We start from the raw sequence: 22,215 nt of genomic DNA, 5'->3' as shown, positions 1-22,215 counted from the left end.
CATGCCCGATGTCACGATTGTCTACTGGCGGGATATTCCGGCGCAGGTGATTGTGGGCAAAGGACGTCGCGGATCGAAAAAGCCATTGCCGGAACGGTTTGAGCAAGCCATCGATCGCGCGGCGATGAAGGTCGGCGCGGCAGAAACCGATGCCTATCTGGCTGAGTGGCGCAAGGCTGATCCCTATCCTGTCGAAGGCGATCCCGACGCCGTGGCCGAGGCCGAAGCCGCACGTCTGGACGCAGAATATGATCAGGACCGGATCAAATCCCTGATTGCAAACGATGGGTGGGCATGAGCCTGACCAAATGGTGGAGGACCACGATGGGGCTTTTACAGTTCAAGAAGAAAGACGCCCTTGATGGCGCGGTTTCCCCGCTGGTCGAGGCGTTCCTGAAAGGCTACTCGATCGAGGTGATGCCCCGCACCGCCGAAAAGATCGACGATTTCCGCGACCTGCTGCCCGCAGACACCCGCGTTTACATCGCCCATATCGAGGGCACGCCGATCGACGACATGGTCGCGACCGCACGTCGTTTGGCCGATCAGGGCTTTCCCGTCATGCCGCATTTTCCTGCACGCATCATCCGCGACCGCGCGACGCTGGCCGACTGGATTGCGCGCTATCAGGGCGAAGCGGGCGTCGATCAGGCGCTGTTGCTGGCCGGTGGTGTGACCACACCGCATGGCGATTTCGATAGCTCAATGCAATTGCTGGAAACCGATCTTTTCGGCGATTTCAAACACTTGCACGTCGCGGGTCACCCCGAAGGGAACCGTGATATCGACCCCGATGGCGGCATGGAGACTGTCACCGAGGCCCTGCACTGGAAACAGGCGTTTTCTGACACCACCGACGCAGACATGGCCATCGCCACGCAGTTCTGTTTCGAAGCCGCGCCTGTGATCAAATGGGCCGATAGCCTGCGCGCGGCCGGGATTACCCTGCCCATCCACATCGGTGTGGCGGGGCCAGCCAAGCTGCAGACACTGATCAAGTTTTCCATCGCCTGCGGGGTTGGCCCATCGCTGCGCGTTCTGCAACGACGCGCGAAAGACGTCACCAAGCTGTTGCTGCCGTTTGAGCCCACGCAATTCATCGCGGATCTGGCAGACCACAAGGCCGCGCATCCGGATTTCAACATCACCAACGTCCATCTGTTCCCGCTTGGCGGGATCAAGACCAGCGCGGGTTGGGCCCGTGATCATGGCGGCGCCTCTGGCGTACCTGCGGCCGAGACACAAGGATAAAGAATGACCCGTACCGTTCTGGAATCAAAAACAAAAACTGTTGTTATCGGGTTTGACGAACCCTTTTGCGTGATCGGGGAACGGATCAATCCGACGGGTCGCAAAAAGCTGGCGGCCGAGTTGGAAGAGGGCAATTTCAGCACCATCGAACAGGACGCGCTGGATCAGGTGGCCTGTGGGGCGACGGTGCTGGATATCAATTCAGGCGCGGTGTTCACCAATAAAATGGCCGACGACCCGCGCTATGCGGATAATAACTTTGTCGAACCGCCCCTGATGCGCGAACTGGTCAGCCGCGTTCAGGCGCTGGTCGATGTGCCGCTGTGTATTGACTCGTCCGTGCCCGGCGCACTGGAAAACGGGCTTGAGGCCTGCGAAGGCCGCCCGCTGCTGAATTCCGTCACCGGCGAGGAAGAGCGGCTGGAACTGATCCTGCCGCTGGTCAAGAAATACAATGTGCCTGTTGTTGCGATTTCGAACGATGACACCGGCATCAGCGAAGACCCCGAGGTCCGCTTTGCCGTCGCCAAAAAGATCGTCGAACGCGCCGCAGATCACGGGATTCCGGCCCATGATATCGTGGTGGACCCGCTGGTGATGCCCATCGGCGCCATGGCCACCGCTGGCGAACAGGTCTTTACGCTGGTGCGGCGTCTGCGGTCAGAACTGGGCGTCAATACAACTTGTGGCGCATCGAATGTCAGTTTCGGCCTGCCCAACCGGCACGGGATCAACGGGGCGTTTTTGCCGATGGCGATTGCCGCTGGCATGACCTCGGCCATCATGAATCCCCTGCGTTTGGCTGAAATGGAGGCGATCCGCGCCGCCGATCTGCTGATGAACCACGACCCCAACGGCGGGGCCTGGATCAATTTTTCGCGCATCGTTGATGCAACCCAAGATGGAACATCCTTTACTGAAGCCTCGAAAGCCGCATCTGATGGTGCACGGACCCGTGGCGGACGCCGCAGACGGCGTGCCTGATTTGCAACAGTCAGGAATGCCACCAGTGGAAATTGCCCGATATCATGTATATTTAACCACCAAGGGCAAAACGTTCGAGCACTATAAAGGACTATGAAAATGAAGACGAAATCAATCCTTGCAGCCTTTGTCGTTGCGATGGGTCTTGGTACAACGGCTGCCTTTGCCGATTGCACGCAGGCCGATGTTCAGGCCAAGGCAATGCAACTGAATGCTGCCATTCAGGAAATGGCGGCGTCAGACCCCGGCAAGATGAGCGAATTTGCAGCCAAAGCGCAGGAAGCGTCGCAGAAGATGTCGACCGCCTCGGATATGCAGGAAGTTTGCGATTACTACGACCAGCTTCTGGCAGAAGCCGGGTCATAAACGACGACATAACAGGCCCCGCGCGGCACATCTGCGCGGGGCTTTGACATCGGGGCGTGCTGCCCCACATTTTTTGAAAATGAAAGGCAGGCAGCATGTCCGACCCCCTGGTCATCTTTACCCCCTCTGGCAAACGCGGACATTTCCCCAAAGGCACGCCCGTTCTGACTGCGGCGCGGCAATTGGGCGTGGATCTGGACAGTGTTTGCGGCGGGCGCGGCATCTGTTCGAAATGTCAGGTCATGCCCGGTTACGGGGAGTTTTCCAAGCATGGGGTGACGGTTGCCGGTAACGCGCTGTCCGAATGGAACGCGGTCGAGCAGCGTTATAAGGATAAACGCGGGCTGATCGACGGGCGGCGTCTGGGGTGTCAGGCGACAGTTCAGGGCGATGTGGTGATCGATGTGCCCCCCGAAAGCCAAGTGCACAAACAGGTGGTGCGCAAGGCCGCATCATCCCGCCCGATCGTGATGGACCCCGCCACGCGGCTTTATTATGTCGAGGTGGCCGAACCCGATATGCACGAACCCTCGGGCGATCTGGAACGGCTGGCCGATGCCCTGCGCGACCAGTGGGATATTGGCGCCATTCACGCCGATCTGCACGTGCTGCGCAAACTGCAACCGGTGCTGCGCAAAGGCGCGTGGCGCGTCACCGTGGCGCTGCATCAGGGGCATCAGGACACTCAGCATAAGGTCATCGATATCTGGCCCGGATATTATGACGGCGGCCTTTATGGTCTGGCGATTGATCTGGGATCGACGACTGTTGCTGCGCATCTGTGTGATCTGCAGGACGGGTCGGTCAAGGCGTCCTCGGGCATCATGAACCCGCAGATCCGTTTCGGCGAGGACCTGATGAGCCGGGTGAGTTACGCCATGATGAACCCCGGCGGTGATCTGGAAATGACCGCCGCCGTGCGCGCCGCGATCAACGATCTGGTGCGCGTGCTGACGGATGAGGCGCAGGTTGATCCGACGCTGATTGTCGAGGCGGTCTTTGTCTGTAATCCCGTGATGCACCATCTGCTGCTTGGGATTGACCCGGTCGAGCTGGGCCAGGCGCCCTTTGCGCTGGCGACCTCGGGCGCGCTGTCGCTGGACGCGCGTGATATGGATATCGACACGGTGAACCCATCGGCCCGCACCTATCTGCTGCCCTGCATCGCGGGCCATGTGGGTGCCGACGCCGCCGCCGTCGCATTAAGTGAGGCCCCCGATAAATCCGACGATCTGGTGCTGGTCGTCGATGTGGGCACGAATGCCGAAATTCTGTTGGGCAATAAGGATAAGGTGCTGGCCTGTTCGTCGCCCACCGGCCCCGCGTTTGAGGGCGCGCAGATCTCATCCGGTCAACGCGCCGCCCCCGGTGCGATTGAGCGGGTCGAGATTGACCCAGTGACGAAAACCCCCCGCTTTCGCGTGATTGGCAGTGATCTGTGGTCCGATGACCCCGGCTTTTCCGAAGCCACCGCGACAACGGGCGTCACCGGCATCTGCGGGTCGGGCATTATCGAAGCGGTCGCCGAAATGCGTCTGGCCGGGCTGCTGGATGCCTCGGGCCTGATCGGATCGGCTGCGCAAACGGGCACCGAGCGTTGCATTGCGGATGGGCGCACCCATGCCTATGTGCTGCACGACGGGCGCGATGAAGGTGGTCCGCTGATCAGCGTGACCCAGGGCGATATTCGCGCGATCCAACTGGCGAAATCCGCGCTTTATGCAGGTGCACGGCTGCTGATGGATGAGATCGACGTGGATAAAGTTGACCGCGTCGTGCTGGCCGGGGCCTTTGGCGCCCATATTTCGCCCAAACACGCGATGGTGCTGGGCATGATCCCGGACGCCGCCCTGGACAAGGTCACTTCGGCCGGGAATGCGGCGGGACACGGCGCGCGCATGGCGCTGTGCAACCGCAGTGACCGCGCGGCGATCGAGGCGACCGTGGGCCAGATCGAAAAGATCGAGACCGCGATTGAGCCGAAGTTTCAGGAACATTTCGTCAACGCCAACGCAATCCCCCATGCGACCGACCCGTTCCCGCATCTGCCCGAGTTGCCCAAGGTCAGTTTCAATACAGGCGGCGACGCGCAGGGCGGCCGCCGTCGGCGCAGACGGGCATGAGCAACGCGGATCAAGCAGAATACTGGGCCGCCCAAACCGGGTGGGTCGCGCATCAAAAGCAGATGGACCTGACGCTGGCCCCGGTGCTGGATTTGTTACTGAAACATGCGGCCTTGCGACCGGGCGAACGGGTCCTTGACATCGGCTGCGGCACGGGCAACAGCACACTGGCGGCGGCCGCTGTTGCCGATCATGTCACTGGCCTTGATATCTCACCCACATTGCTTGATCTGGCCAGAACGCGGGCTGTGGACAATGTGTCTTTTACCGAAGCCGATGCGCAAACCTATCGCTTTAGACCGGACTATGACGCCGTAATCTCGCGCTTTGGTGTCATGTTTTTCAACGACACCACTGCCGCCTTTCGCAATATCCTGACAGCGCTGAAACCCGGCGGGCGGTTGACACTGACCGCTTGGGGGCCGCCCCATCTGAACCCCTGGTTTATGGAGCCCGCCGCCGTTGCCGCCGCCCATCTGGGCGACCCGCCCAAGACCGACCGCACCCTGCCCGGCCCCTTTGCCTTTGAAAACGCTGACCGTGTCCTGCCGATGTTTGGGGCCGCGGGGGTTCAGACTGCCGAATGCCAGGCCATTCCCCTGACCCTGGCCGCAGGGTCCCTGCCCGACGCGGCCGAGCTTTGCACCCACATCGGCCCCGCCCGCCGCGTGCTGAACCATTTCGAAGGCAGTGAAGACGACCGCCTGACCATCCGCGCAGGCATCGCCGACGTCTTTGCCAAATACGACACTGTGGGCGGCCTGCAAATCCCGGCCGTCATTAACCTTTACACCGGCCAAGCCCCCGCTTGACGCCGCGCGCGTCGTATCATAACTGATCCCCCTGATCCGCGGGTATGGTGAAAAGGTATCACGCGAGCTTCCCAAGCTTAAGTTACGGGTTCGATTCCCGTTACCCGCTCCAACGAAATTCACTTTGATAGAAGAAATTTTTCCATATAAGATCAATAGCTTCAAAAGAAGAACATAGGGCAGCGCCGACCCGAGGGTGGCGCAATCGCGCCGCCCTCGTGCTGCAAGCACGCCTTCGGCATGACGTGAGCGGGTCGGCGCGGCCCGGTGGTGCCCACCGGGCATGGCGCTCTAAATACACACTTCACGTATTCAGACTGATCTTATTTAGAACCGATCCGAAACACACTCCTGACAGTCTTTTCCAGATGACCCGCCAGGTCCTTGCGGGATGTGAAATCGGATACTTTGACAGGCGGGTGGTAGATGATGTGGACTTGCCCGTGGCGGGGCGTGGCCAGGATTTTTTTCAGGTGCGCGCCGAAGCCCATGTCGCCCCACCAGCCGTAGAACCGCGCGTCCTGACCGGCGGGTGCGGTATAGATCACGGTGACGGGCTGTACGTGCATGATATCGACCAGCGCGGGGGTGAAGAACGCGGCGAACAGTGTTGATTTAAAGGGCAAAACACGCTGGCCGTCAGTCGATGTGCCTTCGGGGAAAAACAGCAGTTTGTGACCCGCACGCAGCCGGTCTTCGAAAATCTGCTTTTGGGCGCGGGCCTCTTTCCTATCGCGGTTGATGAAAATCGTACCCGTCGCGCGGGCCAGCCAGCCGATTCCGGGCCAGCCTGCGACCTCGGACTTGGACACGAAATAGATGCGTTTACGCAGGTTCAGCGCGAATATGTCCAGCCAGGATGCATGATTGGCCACAACGGCGCCGCGGTGGGCCATGACATCGCCCGTGGTGCGGTGGGTGATGCCCAGAATGCGCAGCGCGCTCCAACAGACAAACTGCGTGATATAGGGGGTCATGGGCCGCCGGACGCCGAACAGCGGCCGTTCGATCAGGCGCAGCAGCAGCATCACCAGCAGACAGCCAAAAGTCACCAGCGCCAGGGGAATGCCGCGCAGCACAGCCCGCGCCCACCCGGCGGGCGTCATGACAAAGGGGTCAGGCCGCGCGCCTTCGTCCCAGGTTTTGGTCATGCGGCACGGCCCTTGGAATACAGATTGGCCTGACGGGCGTTCAGGCGTTCGGTGTCCATGATCAGGCAGACATCGGTGGTGTTGAAGGCATGGTCGATAAAAGCGCCCTCGCCCACAAAACCGCCAAGCCGCAGATACGCCTTGATCAGTTGCGGGATGTCCATGATCGCCTGTTTGCGGTCCAATTGATCGTCGGGGATCAGATCCATGGGCTGAAAATGCGCCTCTTGCGCGCGAACCCTCAGATCGGGCGGGGCCAGGTGGCGGTGGTGCAGGTAACTCAGCGGTTGGGCCAGCGCCTGAACATCGGTACCGTGAAAGCTGGCGACGCCGAACATCACCTCAATCCCGTGATCGAGAACATAGTCGGCCAGCCCGTTCCACAGGTGAAACAGCGCGGGGCCGCCGCGATAATCGGCATCAACGCAGGACCGCCCCAGTTCCAAAAGACTGCGCCCGCTTTCGCGCAGCACTGTCAGATCGTATTCATCCTCGGAATAAAACTGCCCGGCCTTCTGCGCCTGTTCGCCGCGCAAAAGCCGATAGACGCCAACCACTGGCGCATCGGGACGCGCGTGATCCAGCAGCAGCATGTGATCGAAGAACGGATCAAAGCGGTCCATCTCAAGTCCCGCCTTGTGATCGACCATGTCACCGTCCCCCCCCAGTTCGGTGACAAACACACGATATCGCAGCGCCTGAGCCGCGCGTAATTCGTCCGGCGTCCGGGCCAAACGGGTTTCAAACTGAGATTTACGAGCCATTCAAACCGATCTGATCAGTACGTGATGTGCTTCTACGGGGGCGGTGTTGAATTGACAAGCTCAGGCCGATTGACTCGACCATGGGTTGTGATAGCTTGAACTTAATACAATGCCACGATGTACATCTAACCATCGAAAACCGGGATAAGTTCAATTTGCGCAGCATCGATGACCACCTTGCCCTGTTCCCGAAAGTTCACCGTGACTTTGCCACCGATATTGGATTGCACCTGCCCCAGACCCCAATCAGGACAGTCGGGATGACGCACCAGCATTCCCGGTTCAAGAAGGGCATTCAAATCATTCATTCCACTCTCCGTTTCGGATATACCGATGTCTGATCGTGCGGACCGGCTGACGGCGCTTTTGGGGTCTCGGATCTGTCATGATCTGATCAGCCCCCTGGGCGCAATTTCCAATGGGGTTGAGTTGCTGGGCCTGTCCGGCGCCCAGCACAGCCCCGAGATTGCCCTGATATCCGAAAGCGTCGAAAACGCCAATGCCCGCATCCGGTTCTTTCGTGTGGCATTTGGCGCAGCGGCGGCGGATCAAAAGGTGGGCGAGCCCGAGATCGTATCGATCCTGAATATGGTGTCGCAGGGCGGCCGGGTCACCTATGACTGGACCGCCCAAGGCGAACAGCCCCGGCAAGAGGTCCGCATCGCATTTCTGCTGATCCAATGTATGGAAAGCGCGATGGCTTATGGGGGGGCGATCACGATCACAAAAGATGGTGATACGTGGCAGATGACAGGCGTCGCGGATCGGTTGAAGATCGATGACGCGCTGTGGCAATCGCTGGATCAGGGCGATCAGTCCGACCTGCCCGCCGCCGCGCACGTACATTTCGCGATTTTGCCCGGGGTGCTGCAAGAGGCGGGGCGTTCGGTGAGCTATGAGCTGACTGACCGTCAGATTACGGCGCGGTTTTAGCGGCGGCGTTTGCAGGACATACCTTAAGGAATGAAGTGCTAAGGGCAGCGCCGGCCCGAGGGTGGCGCAATCGCGCCGCCCTAGGGGGGCGGGTCGGCGCGGCCCGGTGGTGCCCACCGGGCGGGGTACTTTGAACAAAAACTCTCTCAACACCAGCCTTCCACCCGCATTTTTACGTAAGGTAAAATTCCCTCTCGCCATTCCGGAACCACTCGGCTAATAAATAGTTTAACACTAAACTATCTTCAGATTCCTGAGGGAGGCGCGTTTATGGCGACCCGGAAAGCGACCAAGAAACCGAATGTATCAAAAGACGAATTGATGCATCACTATCGTGAAATGCTGCTGATCCGACGGTTCGAAGAAAAGGCAGGCCAGCTTTACGGCATGGGTCTGATCGGCGGATTCTGCCACCTTTATATCGGTCAGGAAGCCGTGGTCGTGGGGCTTGAGGCCGCCGCCGACGAAGGCGACAAGCGCGTCACAAGTTACCGCGATCACGGCCACATGCTGGCCTGCGGCATGGATCCCAAGGGTGTGATGGCCGAACTGACGGGCCGCGAGGGCGGCTATTCCCGCGGCAAAGGCGGGTCGATGCATATGTTCTCGAAAGAGAAGCATTTTTATGGCGGCCACGGGATTGTTGGGGCGCAGGTTCCTATCGGTGCGGGTCTGGCCTTTGCAGACAAATACAAGGGCAACGACCGGGTGACCTTCACCTATTTCGGCGACGGTGCCGCGAACCAGGGCCAGGTTTATGAGACCTATAATATGGCCGAACTTTGGGATCTGCCGGTGATTTTTGTTATTGAAAACAACCAGTACGCCATGGGCACCAGTGTGCAGCGATCGACCAAGTCGCCGTCTTTTTACGAACGTGGTGTCGCTTTTGGCATTCCGGGCGAAGAGGTCGACGGCATGGACGTGCTGGCCGTGAAAGAGGCTGGCGAAAAGGCCGTCGCCCACTGCCGCGCAGGTAAGGGGCCGTACATTCTTGAGGTCAAAACCTATCGCTATCGCGGCCATTCCATGTCGGACCCGGCCAAGTACCGCACCCGCGAAGAGGTGCAGAAAATGCGCGACGAACGCGACCCCATCGAACAGGTGCGTGACCTGCTGCTGACCGGCAAACATGCGACGGAAGATGAGCTGAAGGCCATCGACAAGGAAATCAAAGCCATCGTCAACGACGCCGCCGAATTCGCCAAAGACAGCCCCGAGCCCGCGCTTGAGGAACTTTGGACCGACATCTACGCAAAAGAAATCCCGCAGGAGGCTTGAACAAAAATGGCAATCGAAGTGCTCATGCCCGCCCTGTCGCCCACCATGGAAGAAGGCACGCTGGCCAAATGGATGGTCAAGGAAGGCGATACCGTCAGTTCCGGTGACATCATCGCCGAGATTGAAACCGACAAAGCCACGATGGAATTTGAGGCCGTCGACGAAGGCATCATCGGCAAGATCATGGTGGCCGAGGGCACCGAAGGGGTCAAGGTGAACACCCCCATCGCCGTGTTGGTCGAGGACGGCGAAAGCGCCGATGATATCGAGGTGTCAAAACAGGCCGCGCCCGCCGAGGATATTCCGACATCCGAGGATGCCCCATCAGACAGCAAAACGCGGCCCACCCCCGCGACACCCAAGGTGGTTGAGATGGAAGTGCCCGAAGGCACCGAGATGAAATCGACGACCGTTCGCGAAGCGCTGCGTGACGCCATGGCCGAGGAAATGCGCGCCGACGATGCGGTCTATCTGATGGGCGAAGAGGTCGCCGAATATCAGGGCGCCTATAAGGTCAGTCAGGGTCTGCTGGACGAATTCGGCGCCCGCCGCGTGATTGATACACCGATTACTGAACACGGGTTTGCGGGCATCGCCGTGGGCGCAGCCTTTGGCGGGCTGAAACCGATTGTCGAATTCATGACGTTCAATTTTGCGATGCAGGCGATTGACCAGATCATCAACTCGGCCGCGAAGACGCTTTACATGTCCGGCGGTCAGATGGGTGCGCCCATGGTGTTCCGGGGCCCCAATGGTGCCGCCGCCCGTGTGGGTGCACAACACAGTCAGGATTACGCGGCGTGGTACGCCCATATTCCGGGACTGAAGGTTGTGATGCCCTATTCCGCCGCTGACGCAAAGGGGCTGCTGAAAACCGCGATCCGCGATCCGAACCCGGTGATTTTCCTGGAAAACGAAATTCTTTATGGTCGCAGCTTCGATGTGCCCGTGATGGACGACTACACCGTACCCTTCGGCAAGGCCCGCATCTGGCGCGAAGGCAGCGATGTGACGATCGTCAGCTTTGGCATCGGCATGCAATACGCGCTTGAGGCCGCCGATAAACTGGCCGAGGACGGTATCAGCGCCGAGGTCATCGACCTGCGCACCCTGCGCCCGATGGACACTGAAACCGTGATTGCATCTGTGAAGAAAACCAACCGCTGCGTGACTGTCGAGGAAGGCTGGCCCGTCGGTGCCATCGGCAACCATATCTCGGCCGTGCTGATGCAAGAGGCGTTTGATTATCTGGACGCCCCCGTGATCAACATGACCGGCAAGGATGTTCCAATGCCCTATGCCGCAAACCTGGAAAAACTGGCACTGGTCACCACGGATGAGGTGATCGAAGCCGTCAAACAAGTCACCTATCGGTAAGCCATGAAGAAACCCTGGGTCTTTGCAATCGGTTTGGGCGTCGGCACGCTGGTGGGCGTTGTCGGCCATATGGCCTGGACCTTTGCCGACGGGTTGGGGGATTCCCTGGCAGCGGTCGCAAATTCATCTGCCGCGGTGACCTATATGGAAATCACGATTGGTGAGCTTGAATACGAGTCAGATCTGATGCGTGCGCTGGCCGTTTATGGGCTGGAAGGCACTGATAAACAGCAGCTTTTGAATGCGCTTGAACAGATGCCCAACGTATCTGCACCATATGACACCAGCGGTTCCGAGGTTCTGGTGCAATATGACTATTTCTCTCCATCGTTTTTGGTTTTCGAAAACGATCAGCTTGCCTGGATCACCAATCACTGCGAACGCAATGCGACGGATGCCACCGTCTGCCGAACTACGGGAGCAAACTGAACATGCCCACAGAAATCCTGATGCCCGCCCTGTCCCCCACGATGGAGGAAGGCACGCTTGCGAAATGGCTGGTGAAAGAGGGCGACACGGTGTCCTCGGGCGATCTATTGGCCGAGATTGAGACCGATAAGGCGACGATGGAGTTCGAAGCGGTTGACGAAGGTGTCGTGGGCAAGATCATCGTGGCCGAAGGGACCGAGGGCGTGAAGGTCAACAGCCCCATTGCCGTACTGCTGGACGATGGCGAAAGCGCGGATGATATCGGTGAAACCAAGTCCCAGGCAGACGCAGCCCCGGCCTCCGACGCACAAAAAACAGCGCCGGGGCCTCAGGAAAAAACGCCCGAGCCGAAACCTCAGAGCAAACCCGCCGAGGCCGCCCCCAAAACAGAAAGCGGTGATCGCATCTTCGCCTCGCCCCTCGCCCGTCGTATTGCCAAGGATAAAGGTCTGGATCTAAGCCAGATCAAGGGGTCAGGGCCAAAGGGCCGGATCGTCAAGGCAGATGTCGAAAACGCAACAGCGGCCCCCAAAACCGAGGCCCCCAAAGCGGCAGCCACTGCCCGTGCCCCAGCCGGGCCATCGACCGACGCCGTCATCAAAATGTACGACGGCCGGGATTACGAAGAAAAACCGCTGGACGGCATGCGCAAAACCATTGCGGCCCGTCTGACCGAGGCCAAACAAACGATCCCGCATTTCTACCTGCGCCGCGATATCCATCTGGATGCTCTGTTGAAGTTCCGCGGTCAGTTGAACAAACAATTGGAACCGCGCGGCGTGAAGCTGTCGGTGAATGACTTCATCATCAAGGCCTGCGCGCTGGCCCTGCAATCCGTTCCCGCCGCCAATGCCGTATGGGCGGGTGACCGGGTGCTGGAATTGAAACCATCTGACGTCGCTGTGGCCGTCGCGATTGAAGGCGGGTTGTTCACGCCGGTTCTGAAAGACGCTGACACGAAGTCGCTTTCTGCACTTTCGGCCGAGATGAAAGATCTGGCTGCCCGCGCCCGCGACCGCAAACTGGCCCCTCACGAATATCAGGGCGGCAGCTTTGCAATCTCAAATCTGGGGATGTTCGGGATCGATAACTTCGACGCAGTGATCAACCCGCCCCATGGGGCCATTCTGGCCGTCGGGGCTGGTGTGAAAAAACCGGTTGTGGGTGAAGATGGCGAACTGGCTGTGGCAACCGTGATGTCGGTCACATTATCCGTGGATCACCGCGTGATCGACGGCGCCCTGGGGGCCGAGTTGCTGGCCGCGATCAAAGACAATCTGGAAAACCCGATGGTGATGCTGGCCTAGGCCTTGGAAACGACAGCATTGATCGAAAGTATCTAAAATGAGACAGGCGGACAACTGCCTATCTTACTTGATCTGAATTATGAAAAGGTCATGTTACGCCTGTAAGCCGTGTCAGAAAGTATATTAGGAAAAGATTTTTATGCGCAGGCGTATTTTCGCAATGATACTTATAAGTTTGACAGGCATCATCGGCCTACCAGCTTGGTCACAAGAAACTTCAATACCCGTTACAACTGGCCAACCCAACTTTGTGTACGGCCAGTTTGAGCTGCTTGAGAACCACCAAGGATGTTCAGATGACCATCAGATAGCCTATCGTGTGCCTTTCGTTGCGCAAGACATCAGCTATATCATAGCCGACGAAACACTTAATCCACGGGCGATTGTTGAAAATGGTACTATAACAGGAAGCCATGGAAAATGCTTCTCAACAGAAATGCGCGGCACAGAACGCATCCAATTTGAAATTGGATGTACAGAAGACGAAGAGACACGCTTTTTAGAAGAAATTAAAAATCTGAATTTATCAGTTTCCATGCAGGGATCAGCAACACTTTGTATATCACCATTAGACTGGAAGCTTACCGAAAGCGAATGGCAGGTCACTGTTAGCAACAAAGATGGACAATTAACATACACAGACAATGGCACCGAAGTTGCCGTTCCTCAGAATGAGCCTCTTTTGTCGGCAGGTGATAACGGCAGTGCTATGTCGTTCCAGCATCTTCAAAGCTGGTATTGGAGTCAGCTTTTCGAAAACCCAAGGATTGATCTTTTTCTTGAATTCAATCCGACAGAATTTAACATGCTGAGTACCCAATTGGCTTGTATACCTGCATTTTCGCAGCACGATACATTAGAACCTCTTTACATTGTTTCAGAGGCTTTTGTTGCGATAATCAATGATGAACGCACAACTTGCATTTCTGAAAATTGTCCAAGATTACGCAGATTCAACGGGTTAAGTGGCATTCGTACAATGCTGCATGAAGAACGTTCAGAAAATGCTATTTGCCCATTGGAAATAAACAAATAAACATCATCAGATTTTACTGAAAATTATCCCGCAGCAGCTGATCCATGGTGATCGCGGGTTGCGAACACCCGGCCTCGCCCACAATACGGGCAGGTACGCCTGCGACGGTTTTCATCGGCGGGACATCTGCCAGCACCACCGAACCCGCGGCAATACGACTGCAATGGCCAATCTGGATATTTCCCAGAACCTTGGCCCCAGCCCCAATCAGAACGCCATTGCCGATTTTCGGGTGCCGATCATGATCTTCCTTACCGGTCCCGCCCAGGGTCACCGAATGTAGCATCGAGACATTATCGCCAACCACAGCCGTTTCACCCACAACAATTGAATGCGCATGGTCGATCATGATGCCCCGTCCAATTCGGGCCGCCGGGTGAATATCGATCCCAAACATCTCAGACACGCGCATTTGAAAGAAATAAGCCAAATCCTTGCGACCCTGACGCCACAACCAGTGACCAACACGATAGGCCTGAACAGCCTGAAAACCCTTGAAATAAAGAATAGGCTGCATCAATCGATGGCACGCGGCGTCGCGCTCGAAAACAGCCACAAGATCAGCGCGCGCAGCATCTACCAGATCAGGTTCAGCCGCAAACGCTTCGTCTGACAATTCACGCAAAAGCTGCTCGGACATTTCGGCCGATGCAAGCTTCAGCGAAATACGGTACGCCAAGGCCGAAGCCAAAGACCGATGGTGCAAGATGCTGGAATGAACCAACCCGCCCAAAAGCGGCTCGTCCTGAACGGCGGTCTCAGCCTCTTCACAGATCCGGCTCCAAACGGGGTCGATCTCGGTCAATTTCAGCTTTGTCTCGCCCATGGCGCCCTCCAACACTAATGGTTGATTTACACCATTATGCAGAGGGTCGCCATTCAAAAACAAGTCATACAGTCAGCCGATCAACCTCGGTTGTTGCGAAAGATCCCGCACCGTAATGGTCCGAGATCTGAGCCACCTGCACGCTGAAACCGCCGCCGACACCATCATCGGACTGCATCGCAGTCGGATAAAGCCAATTTGGGCGATCCGTTATCACCTCACGCACGATGCGATCGTCAACAAATACCCTTACCAGATACTGCTCACGTTCTTCACCAATCGGCACGTCTAGTCCGTTCCAGTTATCCCCACCGATGCGGGTCCGTCTGATCCAACTTACGACAACATCACCATTGGTTCGATCATCGAATGTCAAATGACAAGGCGCGTAAGGTCTCAACCCCACACCACGAAACGCCTCGGTCAGATGTTCGTAAGATGGGTCATCAAACCCACGCTGTGCCGGACCGATCCGATAGTGCTGCGCTACATCGCGCAACTGGGCTGAGAGATCAATCTGCTCAACCGCGCTGTCGATCAGAACAAAAGTCGTTTGCTCTGGCCAGACATCCGGCATAACAGAATCCGTACCAAGCTGCCCCCGCAGAAACCCGCTGAGCACATAAGTGTCTTTCTCAATCAACTGTGCCGACTGAAACTGAAACAGCTCCCATCCATCGGTCGTCCCGCCACCCAAAGCCGCCAGATTGGCACCTGCCAATAGCTGCTCCATCGAGGCTGACGAAAGCTCACCCGAATAAAGCTCTACCCGCAGATCAAGCGCACGATCCCAAACTCCGGCACGTGATCTTGGCAGCCGCGTTTGCGTTTCACCCACCGTCGCCCGACCCGTGACCAAGCTGTTCGTCACATAGTCATTGTCAACAGACGACGAAAACACCGCAACAGATCCAGGCCATGGTGTGGCCGTCACGGCCAGATGCGGCGCATGGGGAACCTCGTCGCCGGAAATCAGTGGCAGATCCATGAAGATCGGCAAAACGGGCACTGGCGGCGTAAAGGGTTTCAGTGAAACGCGCCCCTCAACCATATCACTTGGCTGATAAACATTTTCGTCAACCCGTACCGCCTCGACCAGTTTCAGCCCGCCATCCTCGACACGGTCCAACCGATAGTGCCCGGGCGCCTCACCATCCGCAATTTCAATGATGTCGCCAGCACCCAAAGCCGTCTCAGACGGGGGCAAAGCAAAGCGCAGGCTGTCACGCGCCACGCGAGCCTCGGCCAGCCAGCGTTCAACAATCCGCTGCCCTTCGCCCTGGATCATGACCAACGGCACCTCGGTTTGTGACACTGATAAAGATGTCTCATCCGGGAACGTCGCCTCGACCGTGCGCGCTTCATAATCGCCATCGCTTTCGACGTAGTTCAACCGCACGCGACCCGACAGTTCGGCCGTGGGCGAACGGGTCGCCTCGATGATGGCCTCTTGTTCGTCCGAAACCGCCAGATGTTCGCGCACCAGTGTTTTCGATGCCTTGCCATCACGGCTTTTAAAGACCAACAGCCCGTCACGCTCCACCGCTTCGAACCCAAAGGCCACCATCAGCGGCTGAAGTGCTGCCCGCGCCGTTGTGATATCCTCAACCTGATACCCACGCAAAACGCCGTAAAGCTGGTCCACATCAACGGCCTCAACGCCCGATTGCCGCACAATATCCCGTACAACTTCGGACAAGGCCCGCGTTGTGCTGCGCCCATTCAGCCAGTGACCGCGCGCATAATTTTCACCATCACTCCAAAGCCCGGTATTGTTAGGAAAAAACGGATAAGGCCGTACGTCCCAAGCCCAGACATGCGCCCGCGACATATCCAACATCGAACCTTCATATAGCTCTGAACGCGGATTATAAGCCACATCGTTATAATAATCGAACATCGCCCGCAGGTACTGCATCTGGATCAGATCATCGCGCGCACCGTTCGAATATTTGGGCAAACTCGATTCGGACGACTTCGGATCAAGAAACTTATTGGGCTGGTTGGTGCCCTTGTCGATCGCGGCACATCCCAGTTCCGTGAACCAGAACGGCTTGGATCGTGGCTGCCACGCCGTCGGGGCCTCGGCCCGCACACCGCCGACACGGTCGTGGTGCGCATTGTCCCACCAGCCACGCAGGTCTTTGTACCGAAACACCCAGTTCTCGCCATAGGCTTCATCGCGAATAGGCGTCCGGCGCTGTGCAAGTTCTGCTGTCGGTGAGGTATAATACCAGTCATACCCCTCGCCCCCTTCGATATTCGCCTTCAGGTAATCCAGATTATAGATCGACCCCCAGTCTGCATCTGCATGATCCTCGCCATCACGCCAGTCGGACAGCGGCATATAGTTGTCGATCCCGATGAAATCGATGTTCTCATCCGCCCAAAGCGGGTCCAGATGGAAATACACGTCACCACTGCCATCCTGCGGGTGATAGCCGAAGTATTCGGACCAATCCGCGGCATAGCTGATCTTGGTTTCAGGCAGCACCTGACGCACCTCGGCTGCCAGCTGCCGCATCGCGTCAACCGCAGGAAAGCCATTCGCCCCGCGAATTTGTGTCAACCCGCGCATCTCGGACCCAATACAAAACGCCGCAACACCGCCCGCTGACGCGCACAGATGCGCATAGTGCAGGATAAACCGACGATACGACCATTCATTGGGGCCAGAGTAAGTCACACCCCCATTGGCGATCTGAAAGTCTGACAACTGCGCCATGCCAAAGAATTGCGCAACCTGCGCATCGGCATCAGCGGTCTGATCAGGCGATCCGTCCTGCCCTGGCGCCTTGCTTAGCGTAATCCGCCCCCGCCATGGCAGCGCAGGCTGTTCGTCCGCAGTAGAGTAAGGATCAGGCAAGGTATTCCCCGCCATCTGCTCCATCAGGATAAAGGGATAGAACACCGCATCCTGACCCCCCGCCTGCAAATGGCGGATCGCCTGAATGATCGACTGATCAGACGGCGTGCCGCCATAAACCGGGCGACCGTCCAGCCGCGCGATTTCCTCGGCCTGCGTCCGGCGCACGCCAGATACGATCCAGGGCATGCCATAGCCTTCATCCACACGCTGTTCGACCTTGGGCTTGACCTGACACGCCCCACAACGCAGATCATCGCCAAACCAAGACACGACCAACAAAGCAGACCCGCAATTCGGCAACTCACCCCGCAGCGCATCAATGGACGTCACGAAATCCGTCTTGCCCGAGGGTGAATTGATGTTCGCCGCCGAATTCCGACCTCGTCTGCTGCGATAGTAAACAGGCGTCGTGGCCAGCGCATATTCCCCCGTACCTGGCACCATCGCCACAGCACGTACAGCCTCAGCCACCTCTGGCACGGCATCGCCCGCAGCCTTGCCCGCACGGAAAACCTCAAAGGTGAACTGCGGCACGCGGTTGTTGAACTGTTCCAGCTGCAGGTCCTCAAAAACGACATAGGCCGTCCCACGATAGGCGGGCACCTGACCGGCACCCTCAACAGCCTCGATCTTGGGATCGGGCAGCTGATCCAGGCTGCCCGTGTAAACGCGCATGTTCAGATCTTCGGGCGAAACCTCAACCCCATCGGCCCAGACGCGGCCAACCTTCTGTATCTCGCCCTCACACAAGGCCAGCGCCATGCTGATCGAATAGCTGTAGGTCACCGTTTCGGGCTGCGATCCACCACCGCCACCCTTGCCACTGCCGCCACCGCTTTTCTTGCGCCGTTCCTTGAAGCGCGTCGACCAGATCACATGACCACCAACGCGCATCCGGCCGTAGACCTGGGTCAAGGCCGACCCTTCACTGGCCCCCGTCAGGCGAAAACGGTCAATGCGGCCCGTCTCAACCGTCTCGGACCCCTGCCCCATCAGACGCTGGTCGATCACACGGCCCACGGTCGCGCCCACGAAGCGGCCGGCCGCCGCCATGGACAAACCCGCGACGGTGCCCCCAATGGACCCGCCGATGGCCATGCCCACCGATGCAAGTACGATCGTTGCCATCAGTTCATCTCCTCAGGAAAAGCAAATCGCGCCACAATACGGCGGCGCCATGGGGTGCTTAGCGGACTTTCCAGCACCGCATGCCCCGAATAGGCGTGAATAAATGTCGGAACCTCGCCCACCTGACCAACCAACCCCACGTGCTTGGCCACGCCACTGTCCCGCATCCGAAACAACAACACATCGCCCGGTGCCATCGACCGGCCATCAACCGCGCGCAAATGCTCCTGCGCCGCAGTCCAAAGGGTTTCATCCCCCTGCGGCTCGGACCAATCGGCAGTATAGGCGGGCACCTCTTGCGGCTCAGCGCCATAAAGTTCACGCCAAACACCGCGCAAAAGGCCCAGGCAATCCGTGCCAGCCCCCTTGGTCGAACACTGATGCCGATAAGGCGTCCCGATCCAGTCGCGTGCAATGGCGACAACATCCTGTCTGCCAATCATCTCAGGCTGCCTCCGTTGTTTTCACCCTTGCGGGACGGGAACGTCATCAGCCAGTCTTCACCTGGAATATCCGGAAAGCCCTGAAAATTCAGGAAGTTATTGAACTTCAACCGACAGGTTTCAACGCGCCGGTCACACCCGGCCTCAATGCGAATGACATCGCCCGCCACGATCGGCGAACGCAGCGGTTCCCACAATTCGACCACACGACCCTCGTCGCTCAGACGGTCGTTTTTCACAATCCCGATCAGCCCCTTGGCCGCGCCCGATTGCATCACAACCCGGCCCCGTTCAAACCAGCGCTGATCAAAGCCCTTCAGGTCGCCAAAACGGAAAATCCGGCCGTCTTCCACCTGCTCGACAGGCCTCTCAAACACATAACCTGGGGTGTCCAGATCAAACTGGCACCGCGCATCGCCCAGAACAGCCGAACAGTTTTTCTGAAACACCCGCCCCTGCGGCTGGTTCAACGCCTCGGTCAGCCCGCGCAGTTCCGCGCGGAACGCCCCCGCCCCACGCTGAATTTCACCAATCGAGCCGCGAAACTGCAGCTTGCGCTGGCTGACATCAGCCCAGTTGACCAGCCAAGACAAAACCTCGGCCCCGTCAAAACGCCCGGCTTCAATATCGTCATCACTGATCGCATTGTCGCTTAGAACACCCAGCGCTTCCGAGTTATCGACCGCCAGACCAGTCGTCTGCTGCAGCGCGCTTGCCGTCAGCCCGGTGTCGGCCTTGAAGTCCACCCCGTCAAAGGAAAACCCCTCATCATGATCAGTAAACCCGTAAGTCTCACCATCCTTGCGGATCACGGCCCAGGCGCGGCAAACGGTCGTCAGACCACTGGCCATATGGGCGTTCAGCCCCTCAATATCACTCATCACACGCGCACCTCGACCACTGGAACATTGGGGATGTCACCCGCCTGAAAACTGGCGACCGAGGTCTGAATACGGTCCGTGTCAAAGCGCACCGGCACGTCAAATTCGAACCCCGCCGAAATTTCAACATCCTGATCAGGCGGAGTATCAAACGTCACGACACCGGTCGCCGTATCGACCTCAAAATGCACCGCCTCGCGCTGAACTTCACCCTGCAAGCCCAGCATCACAGTGCCTGAAACCGGTTTGGTCACGGGACGCACATAGGTGTGTTCGCCGGACCGATAGGTCTTGGTCAGTTGAAACTGCCGGGTCTCGCCATCGCCGATCGCAATCACCTGGTCTTCAAACGTAGTATCAACCAGCGCACCACCGGATTTGAAATCCGACCAGTCTTTCCAGCGAAAACCATACAATTGCCCGCGCCGCGCCTCGAAAAACGCAATCAGTGTCTGGATATCATCCAAAGACCGCATACCAACACCGGCATCATAGCGCCGCCGCGAATGCGCCCAGGGCGTGTTGCGTTCCTCAAACCCGTTGGCCAGCGTCACGACCTCGGTCCGGCGCTCGGGTCCGCCCACTGATCCAAAGCTCAGCGATGCGGGAAAACGTACCTCATGAAACCCCATGGTCCCCTCCTCTCTTGCGCTATCTGTTGCGCTGACCGCGGGTCAAAGCGCGGCTCATTTGCGATGAAATCTGTGATTGCGACCGGCGGAAGCCGTCGACATCGGGGGTCGAGATATTCATGACCACTGTCACCGGCTTACCACCGCCATCGGTGCGGACACCCAGCTTGCCATCAGGCCCACGCGACAGCGGCATGATCGCCTCTGGCCCAGCCTCGCCCATCAGGCCCATGCCGCCCCGCATCGGAAAGGTCGTGGGCCCGCTGATCACGCCGCCCTTGGCGAATGGCATCACTTTGCCCTGCGAAAAGGCACCGCCCTTTTCAAACGGCATCAGTCCCTGCATCAGTGACCCGATCCCACCACCGATCAGATCACCGACATGGTTCGTCACCGGTTTGACCGCCGCGGCATAACTGGCATTGACCATCGCCTTGGCCACAACGCCTAACGCGTCCGACAGCTTCATGCCGTCAAACACCAGCCCGTCAAAGGCCCGCCGCAACCCGCGACTTAGCCCGGTCGACAGCGTGTCCACCTCGCGGCCTGTGGCCCCCAGCGTATTCCGCATCCGCACCAATTCGCTGTCAAAGGTCGCCGCCACGTTCGACGCCCCATCCAAAGTGCGCTCAAGCGCCGTAACCTGGTCGTCGAGCGTATCGAGACCTTGCAACTCGTCCATCGTGATCTCCTCATTTATCGGGATAGGCTGCCGCCAGTTCATCTAGCCGTGACCGCGTCAGCGGCGCATCGGTGCTGGTTGTACCAAGCAAAAACAGCAGTTCAGCCGGGGTCAGCGCCCAGAATTCCTGCGGTCGCAGCCCCAGCCCGCGCATCCCGGCCCGCATCAGCGCGGGCCAGTCAAATCCGTCCTGCATATCAGTTGCCCGGTATCGCAAAGGCGCGCGCCAGCAGCTCTGCCGCCACCCGCGCCGCCTCAACCGGGCCGCCCTGAATATCGGCCTGCATCAGATCAGCAGCCGATCCCTGCCAGCCGCCACCGCGCAACCCGGCGACAATCAACGCCAGCACGTCGCGTGTGGAAAACCGGCCGCCCTCAAAACGTTCGACCAGTTCGACCAGCGTGCCAGTCTCCAGCGCCGCCTCAAGCTCGGCCAGCGCACCAAGTGTCAGCTTGGCCGCATGCCGCTGGCCATCCACAACCAGCGCCACTTCCCCCGTCCACGGATTGGCCATGACTTACGCCGCCGTAAAGGTCAGCGCCCCGGCCGAGGCCATCGAAAGCTCATACGCCGCCTCACCGTTGTAGCTGCCCGAATACTCGATCGAGGTCACCTGAAAGCGCCCCTCGACAATGCCGAAATCAGGGATAATCACCTGAAACCGCGGCGTTTCGCTGTCAAAGAAAATCTGGCGCGCACGTTCGTCCGTCGCCTGATCCTTGAACACACCGGATCCGGTGATCGCGGCGCTTTTCACACCGGCACCACCCAGCAGCTCACGCCAACCGCCCTGGCTTTCCAGACTGGTGACATCCACGCTTTCCGCATTAAAACTGATACGCGAGGCGCGCAGCCCCGCAATGGTCTCGAACTGACCGTCATTGGTCATATCAAGCTTGATCAAAAGGTCCTTGCCGTTCTGGGCAGCCATTGTCATTC

Annotated in this window: 24 protein-coding genes and 1 tRNA gene; 13 read left to right on the top strand and 12 right to left on the bottom strand. The window is 58.4% G+C overall.

Features of this window, described 5'->3' with window-relative positions; genetic code table 11:
* Position 1 precedes the first annotated feature (1 nt).
* The 7 genes from H7848_RS14930 (at position 2) to H7848_RS14900 (ending at position 5,648) form a co-directional block, all read left to right on the top strand.
* Positions 2–298, top strand: coding sequence for a virulence factor (locus H7848_RS14930; protein ID WP_208352991.1), 297 nt, complete (start codon positions 2–4; stop codon positions 296–298).
* A 26-nt stretch (positions 299–324) separates the two neighbouring features.
* Positions 325–1,251: a methylenetetrahydrofolate reductase gene (locus H7848_RS14925; protein WP_208353021.1), complete on the top strand. Its 927-nt coding sequence runs from the start codon at positions 325–327 to the stop codon at positions 1,249–1,251.
* Positions 1,252–1,254: 3 nt separating this feature from the next.
* Entirely contained in the window at positions 1,255–2,235 is a 981-nt protein-coding gene (locus H7848_RS14920; protein WP_208352988.1) for a methyltetrahydrofolate cobalamin methyltransferase, read from the top strand.
* A 99-nt stretch (positions 2,236–2,334) separates the two neighbouring features.
* Positions 2,335–2,601 carry a hypothetical protein gene (locus tag H7848_RS14915; RefSeq protein WP_208352985.1) on the top strand — a complete coding sequence of 89 codons (267 nt, stop codon included), beginning with the start codon at positions 2,335–2,337 and terminating at the stop codon, positions 2,599–2,601.
* Positions 2,602–2,696: 95 nt separating this feature from the next.
* Positions 2,697–4,724 carry an ASKHA domain-containing protein gene (locus H7848_RS14910; protein ID WP_208352983.1) on the top strand — a complete coding sequence of 676 codons (2,028 nt, stop codon included), beginning with the start codon at positions 2,697–2,699 and terminating at the stop codon, positions 4,722–4,724.
* On the top strand, positions 4,721–5,536 hold the full coding sequence (locus tag H7848_RS14905) for a class I SAM-dependent methyltransferase (protein WP_208352981.1): 816 nt from the start codon (positions 4,721–4,723) through the stop codon (positions 5,534–5,536). Before H7848_RS14910 ends, H7848_RS14905 begins: the two co-directional genes overlap by 4 nt.
* A 38-nt stretch (positions 5,537–5,574) precedes the next feature.
* Positions 5,575–5,648, top strand: a tRNA-Gly gene (locus H7848_RS14900).
* A 211-nt stretch (positions 5,649–5,859) separates the two neighbouring features.
* Here the strand turns inward: H7848_RS14900 and olsA are convergent.
* The 3 genes from olsA to H7848_RS14885 all read right to left on the bottom strand — a co-directional run bounded on the left by olsA (position 5,860) and on the right by H7848_RS14885 (position 7,759).
* Entirely contained in the window at positions 5,860–6,687 is an 828-nt protein-coding gene (gene olsA / locus H7848_RS14895; RefSeq protein WP_208352979.1) for a lyso-ornithine lipid O-acyltransferase, read from the bottom strand.
* Positions 6,684–7,451, bottom strand: a complete 768-nt coding sequence (gene olsB, locus H7848_RS14890) for an L-ornithine N(alpha)-acyltransferase (protein WP_208352977.1) — start codon at positions 7,449–7,451, stop codon at positions 6,684–6,686. The genes olsA and olsB overlap by 4 nt, the downstream gene beginning before the upstream one ends.
* A 125-nt stretch (positions 7,452–7,576) precedes the next feature.
* Positions 7,577–7,759 (bottom strand): DUF3553 domain-containing protein, encoded by a 183-nt coding sequence (locus H7848_RS14885; RefSeq protein ID WP_208352974.1) that lies wholly within the window; start codon positions 7,757–7,759, stop codon positions 7,577–7,579.
* Positions 7,760–7,784: 25 nt separating this feature from the next.
* Here H7848_RS14885 and H7848_RS14880 point away from each other — a divergent pair, with 25 nt between their 5' ends.
* From H7848_RS14880 to H7848_RS14855, 6 genes are all read left to right on the top strand, one after another.
* Positions 7,785–8,384, top strand: a complete 600-nt coding sequence (locus H7848_RS14880) for a histidine phosphotransferase family protein (RefSeq protein ID WP_208352971.1) — start codon at positions 7,785–7,787, stop codon at positions 8,382–8,384.
* A gap of 270 nt (positions 8,385–8,654) precedes the next feature.
* The gene (pdhA, locus tag H7848_RS14875; protein ID WP_208352969.1) at positions 8,655–9,665 is read left to right on the top strand and encodes a pyruvate dehydrogenase (acetyl-transferring) E1 component subunit alpha; all 1,011 of its coding nucleotides are present in this window, start codon (positions 8,655–8,657) and stop codon (positions 9,663–9,665) included.
* 6 nt (positions 9,666–9,671) lie between these two features.
* Positions 9,672–11,042: a pyruvate dehydrogenase complex E1 component subunit beta gene (locus H7848_RS14870; RefSeq protein WP_208352966.1), complete on the top strand. Its 1,371-nt coding sequence runs from the start codon at positions 9,672–9,674 to the stop codon at positions 11,040–11,042.
* Positions 11,043–11,045: 3 nt separating this feature from the next.
* A complete protein-coding gene (locus H7848_RS14865; protein ID WP_208352963.1) occupies positions 11,046–11,471 on the top strand; it encodes a hypothetical protein in 426 nt (141 codons plus the stop codon).
* A gap of 2 nt (positions 11,472–11,473) precedes the next feature.
* The gene (locus tag H7848_RS14860) at positions 11,474–12,778 is read left to right on the top strand and encodes a pyruvate dehydrogenase complex dihydrolipoamide acetyltransferase (protein ID WP_208352961.1); all 1,305 of its coding nucleotides are present in this window, start codon (positions 11,474–11,476) and stop codon (positions 12,776–12,778) included.
* A gap of 139 nt (positions 12,779–12,917) precedes the next feature.
* Positions 12,918–13,814: a hypothetical protein gene (locus tag H7848_RS14855; RefSeq protein ID WP_208352958.1), complete on the top strand. Its 897-nt coding sequence runs from the start codon at positions 12,918–12,920 to the stop codon at positions 13,812–13,814.
* Positions 13,815–13,827: 13 nt separating this feature from the next.
* Here H7848_RS14855 and cysE read toward each other — a convergent pair whose 3' ends face one another.
* The 9 genes from cysE to H7848_RS14810 all read right to left on the bottom strand — a co-directional run bounded on the left by cysE (position 13,828) and on the right by H7848_RS14810 (position 22,207).
* Entirely contained in the window at positions 13,828–14,640 is an 813-nt protein-coding gene (gene cysE, locus H7848_RS14850) for a serine O-acetyltransferase (RefSeq protein ID WP_208352956.1), read from the bottom strand.
* Positions 14,641–14,704: 64 nt separating this feature from the next.
* Positions 14,705–18,637: a baseplate multidomain protein megatron gene (locus H7848_RS14845; protein WP_208352954.1), complete on the bottom strand. Its 3,933-nt coding sequence runs from the start codon at positions 18,635–18,637 to the stop codon at positions 14,705–14,707.
* Positions 18,637–19,080 (bottom strand): NlpC/P60 family protein, encoded by a 444-nt coding sequence (locus H7848_RS14840; RefSeq protein ID WP_208352953.1) that lies wholly within the window; start codon positions 19,078–19,080, stop codon positions 18,637–18,639. Before H7848_RS14840 ends, H7848_RS14845 begins: the two co-directional genes overlap by 1 nt.
* Entirely contained in the window at positions 19,077–19,961 is an 885-nt protein-coding gene (locus tag H7848_RS14835) for a DUF2163 domain-containing protein (RefSeq protein WP_208352951.1), read from the bottom strand. Before H7848_RS14835 ends, H7848_RS14840 begins: the two co-directional genes overlap by 4 nt.
* Positions 19,961–20,593: a DUF2460 domain-containing protein gene (locus H7848_RS14830; protein ID WP_208352949.1), complete on the bottom strand. Its 633-nt coding sequence runs from the start codon at positions 20,591–20,593 to the stop codon at positions 19,961–19,963. Before H7848_RS14830 ends, H7848_RS14835 begins: the two co-directional genes overlap by 1 nt.
* Before the next feature lie 19 nt (positions 20,594–20,612).
* Positions 20,613–21,275 carry a phage tail tape measure protein gene (locus H7848_RS14825; protein WP_208352946.1) on the bottom strand — a complete coding sequence of 221 codons (663 nt, stop codon included), beginning with the start codon at positions 21,273–21,275 and terminating at the stop codon, positions 20,613–20,615.
* A gap of 10 nt (positions 21,276–21,285) precedes the next feature.
* Complete coding sequence (locus tag H7848_RS14820; RefSeq protein WP_208352942.1) at positions 21,286–21,471, bottom strand: rcc01693 family protein; 186 nt, start codon at positions 21,469–21,471, stop codon at positions 21,286–21,288.
* Position 21,472: 1 nt separating this feature from the next.
* A complete protein-coding gene (locus tag H7848_RS14815) occupies positions 21,473–21,790 on the bottom strand; it encodes a gene transfer agent family protein (RefSeq protein ID WP_208352939.1) in 318 nt (105 codons plus the stop codon).
* Positions 21,791–21,793: 3 nt separating this feature from the next.
* Positions 21,794–22,207: a phage major tail protein, TP901-1 family gene (locus H7848_RS14810; RefSeq protein WP_208352936.1), complete on the bottom strand. Its 414-nt coding sequence runs from the start codon at positions 22,205–22,207 to the stop codon at positions 21,794–21,796.
* Between the last annotated feature and the right edge of the window lie 8 nt (positions 22,208–22,215).

This window comes from Pseudaestuariivita rosea (assembly GCF_017592335.1).
Classification (GTDB): domain Bacteria; phylum Pseudomonadota; class Alphaproteobacteria; order Rhodobacterales; family Rhodobacteraceae; genus Parasulfitobacter; species Parasulfitobacter rosea.
The sequence above is the reverse complement of the archived record's forward strand: the minus strand, read 5'-3'. Positions and strand labels throughout refer to the sequence as shown.

What these genes read in the sequence shown, in the direction of transcription:
- H7848_RS14930 (WP_208352991.1), top strand. Translation starts at nt 2, where the DNA reads ATGCCCGATGTCACGATTGTCTACTGGCGGGATATTCCGGCGCAGGTG.
- H7848_RS14925 (WP_208353021.1), top strand. Translation starts at nt 325, where the DNA reads ATGGGGCTTTTACAGTTCAAGAAGAAAGACGCCCTTGATGGCGCGGTT.
- H7848_RS14920 (WP_208352988.1), top strand. Translation starts at nt 1,255, where the DNA reads ATGACCCGTACCGTTCTGGAATCAAAAACAAAAACTGTTGTTATCGGG.
- H7848_RS14915 (WP_208352985.1), top strand. Translation starts at nt 2,335, where the DNA reads ATGAAGACGAAATCAATCCTTGCAGCCTTTGTCGTTGCGATGGGTCTT.
- H7848_RS14910 (WP_208352983.1), top strand. Translation starts at nt 2,697, where the DNA reads ATGTCCGACCCCCTGGTCATCTTTACCCCCTCTGGCAAACGCGGACAT.
- H7848_RS14905 (WP_208352981.1), top strand. Translation starts at nt 4,721, where the DNA reads ATGAGCAACGCGGATCAAGCAGAATACTGGGCCGCCCAAACCGGGTGG.
- olsA (WP_208352979.1), bottom strand. Translation starts at nt 6,687, where the DNA reads ATGACCAAAACCTGGGACGAAGGCGCGCGGCCTGACCCCTTTGTCATG.
- olsB (WP_208352977.1), bottom strand. Translation starts at nt 7,451, where the DNA reads ATGGCTCGTAAATCTCAGTTTGAAACCCGTTTGGCCCGGACGCCGGAC.
- H7848_RS14885 (WP_208352974.1), bottom strand. Translation starts at nt 7,759, where the DNA reads ATGAATGATTTGAATGCCCTTCTTGAACCGGGAATGCTGGTGCGTCAT.
- H7848_RS14880 (WP_208352971.1), top strand. Translation starts at nt 7,785, where the DNA reads ATGTCTGATCGTGCGGACCGGCTGACGGCGCTTTTGGGGTCTCGGATC.
- pdhA (WP_208352969.1), top strand. Translation starts at nt 8,655, where the DNA reads ATGGCGACCCGGAAAGCGACCAAGAAACCGAATGTATCAAAAGACGAA.
- H7848_RS14870 (WP_208352966.1), top strand. Translation starts at nt 9,672, where the DNA reads ATGGCAATCGAAGTGCTCATGCCCGCCCTGTCGCCCACCATGGAAGAA.
- H7848_RS14865 (WP_208352963.1), top strand. Translation starts at nt 11,046, where the DNA reads ATGAAGAAACCCTGGGTCTTTGCAATCGGTTTGGGCGTCGGCACGCTG.
- H7848_RS14860 (WP_208352961.1), top strand. Translation starts at nt 11,474, where the DNA reads ATGCCCACAGAAATCCTGATGCCCGCCCTGTCCCCCACGATGGAGGAA.
- H7848_RS14855 (WP_208352958.1), top strand. Translation starts at nt 12,918, where the DNA reads ATGCGCAGGCGTATTTTCGCAATGATACTTATAAGTTTGACAGGCATC.
- cysE (WP_208352956.1), bottom strand. Translation starts at nt 14,640, where the DNA reads ATGGGCGAGACAAAGCTGAAATTGACCGAGATCGACCCCGTTTGGAGC.
- H7848_RS14845 (WP_208352954.1), bottom strand. Translation starts at nt 18,637, where the DNA reads ATGGCAACGATCGTACTTGCATCGGTGGGCATGGCCATCGGCGGGTCC.
- H7848_RS14840 (WP_208352953.1), bottom strand. Translation starts at nt 19,080, where the DNA reads ATGATTGGCAGACAGGATGTTGTCGCCATTGCACGCGACTGGATCGGG.
- H7848_RS14835 (WP_208352951.1), bottom strand. Translation starts at nt 19,961, where the DNA reads ATGAGTGATATTGAGGGGCTGAACGCCCATATGGCCAGTGGTCTGACG.
- H7848_RS14830 (WP_208352949.1), bottom strand. Translation starts at nt 20,593, where the DNA reads ATGGGGTTTCATGAGGTACGTTTTCCCGCATCGCTGAGCTTTGGATCA.
- H7848_RS14825 (WP_208352946.1), bottom strand. Translation starts at nt 21,275, where the DNA reads ATGGACGAGTTGCAAGGTCTCGATACGCTCGACGACCAGGTTACGGCG.
- H7848_RS14820 (WP_208352942.1), bottom strand. Translation starts at nt 21,471, where the DNA reads ATGCAGGACGGATTTGACTGGCCCGCGCTGATGCGGGCCGGGATGCGC.
- H7848_RS14815 (WP_208352939.1), bottom strand. Translation starts at nt 21,790, where the DNA reads ATGGCCAATCCGTGGACGGGGGAAGTGGCGCTGGTTGTGGATGGCCAG.
- H7848_RS14810 (WP_208352936.1), bottom strand. Translation starts at nt 22,207, where the DNA reads ATGGCTGCCCAGAACGGCAAGGACCTTTTGATCAAGCTTGATATGACC.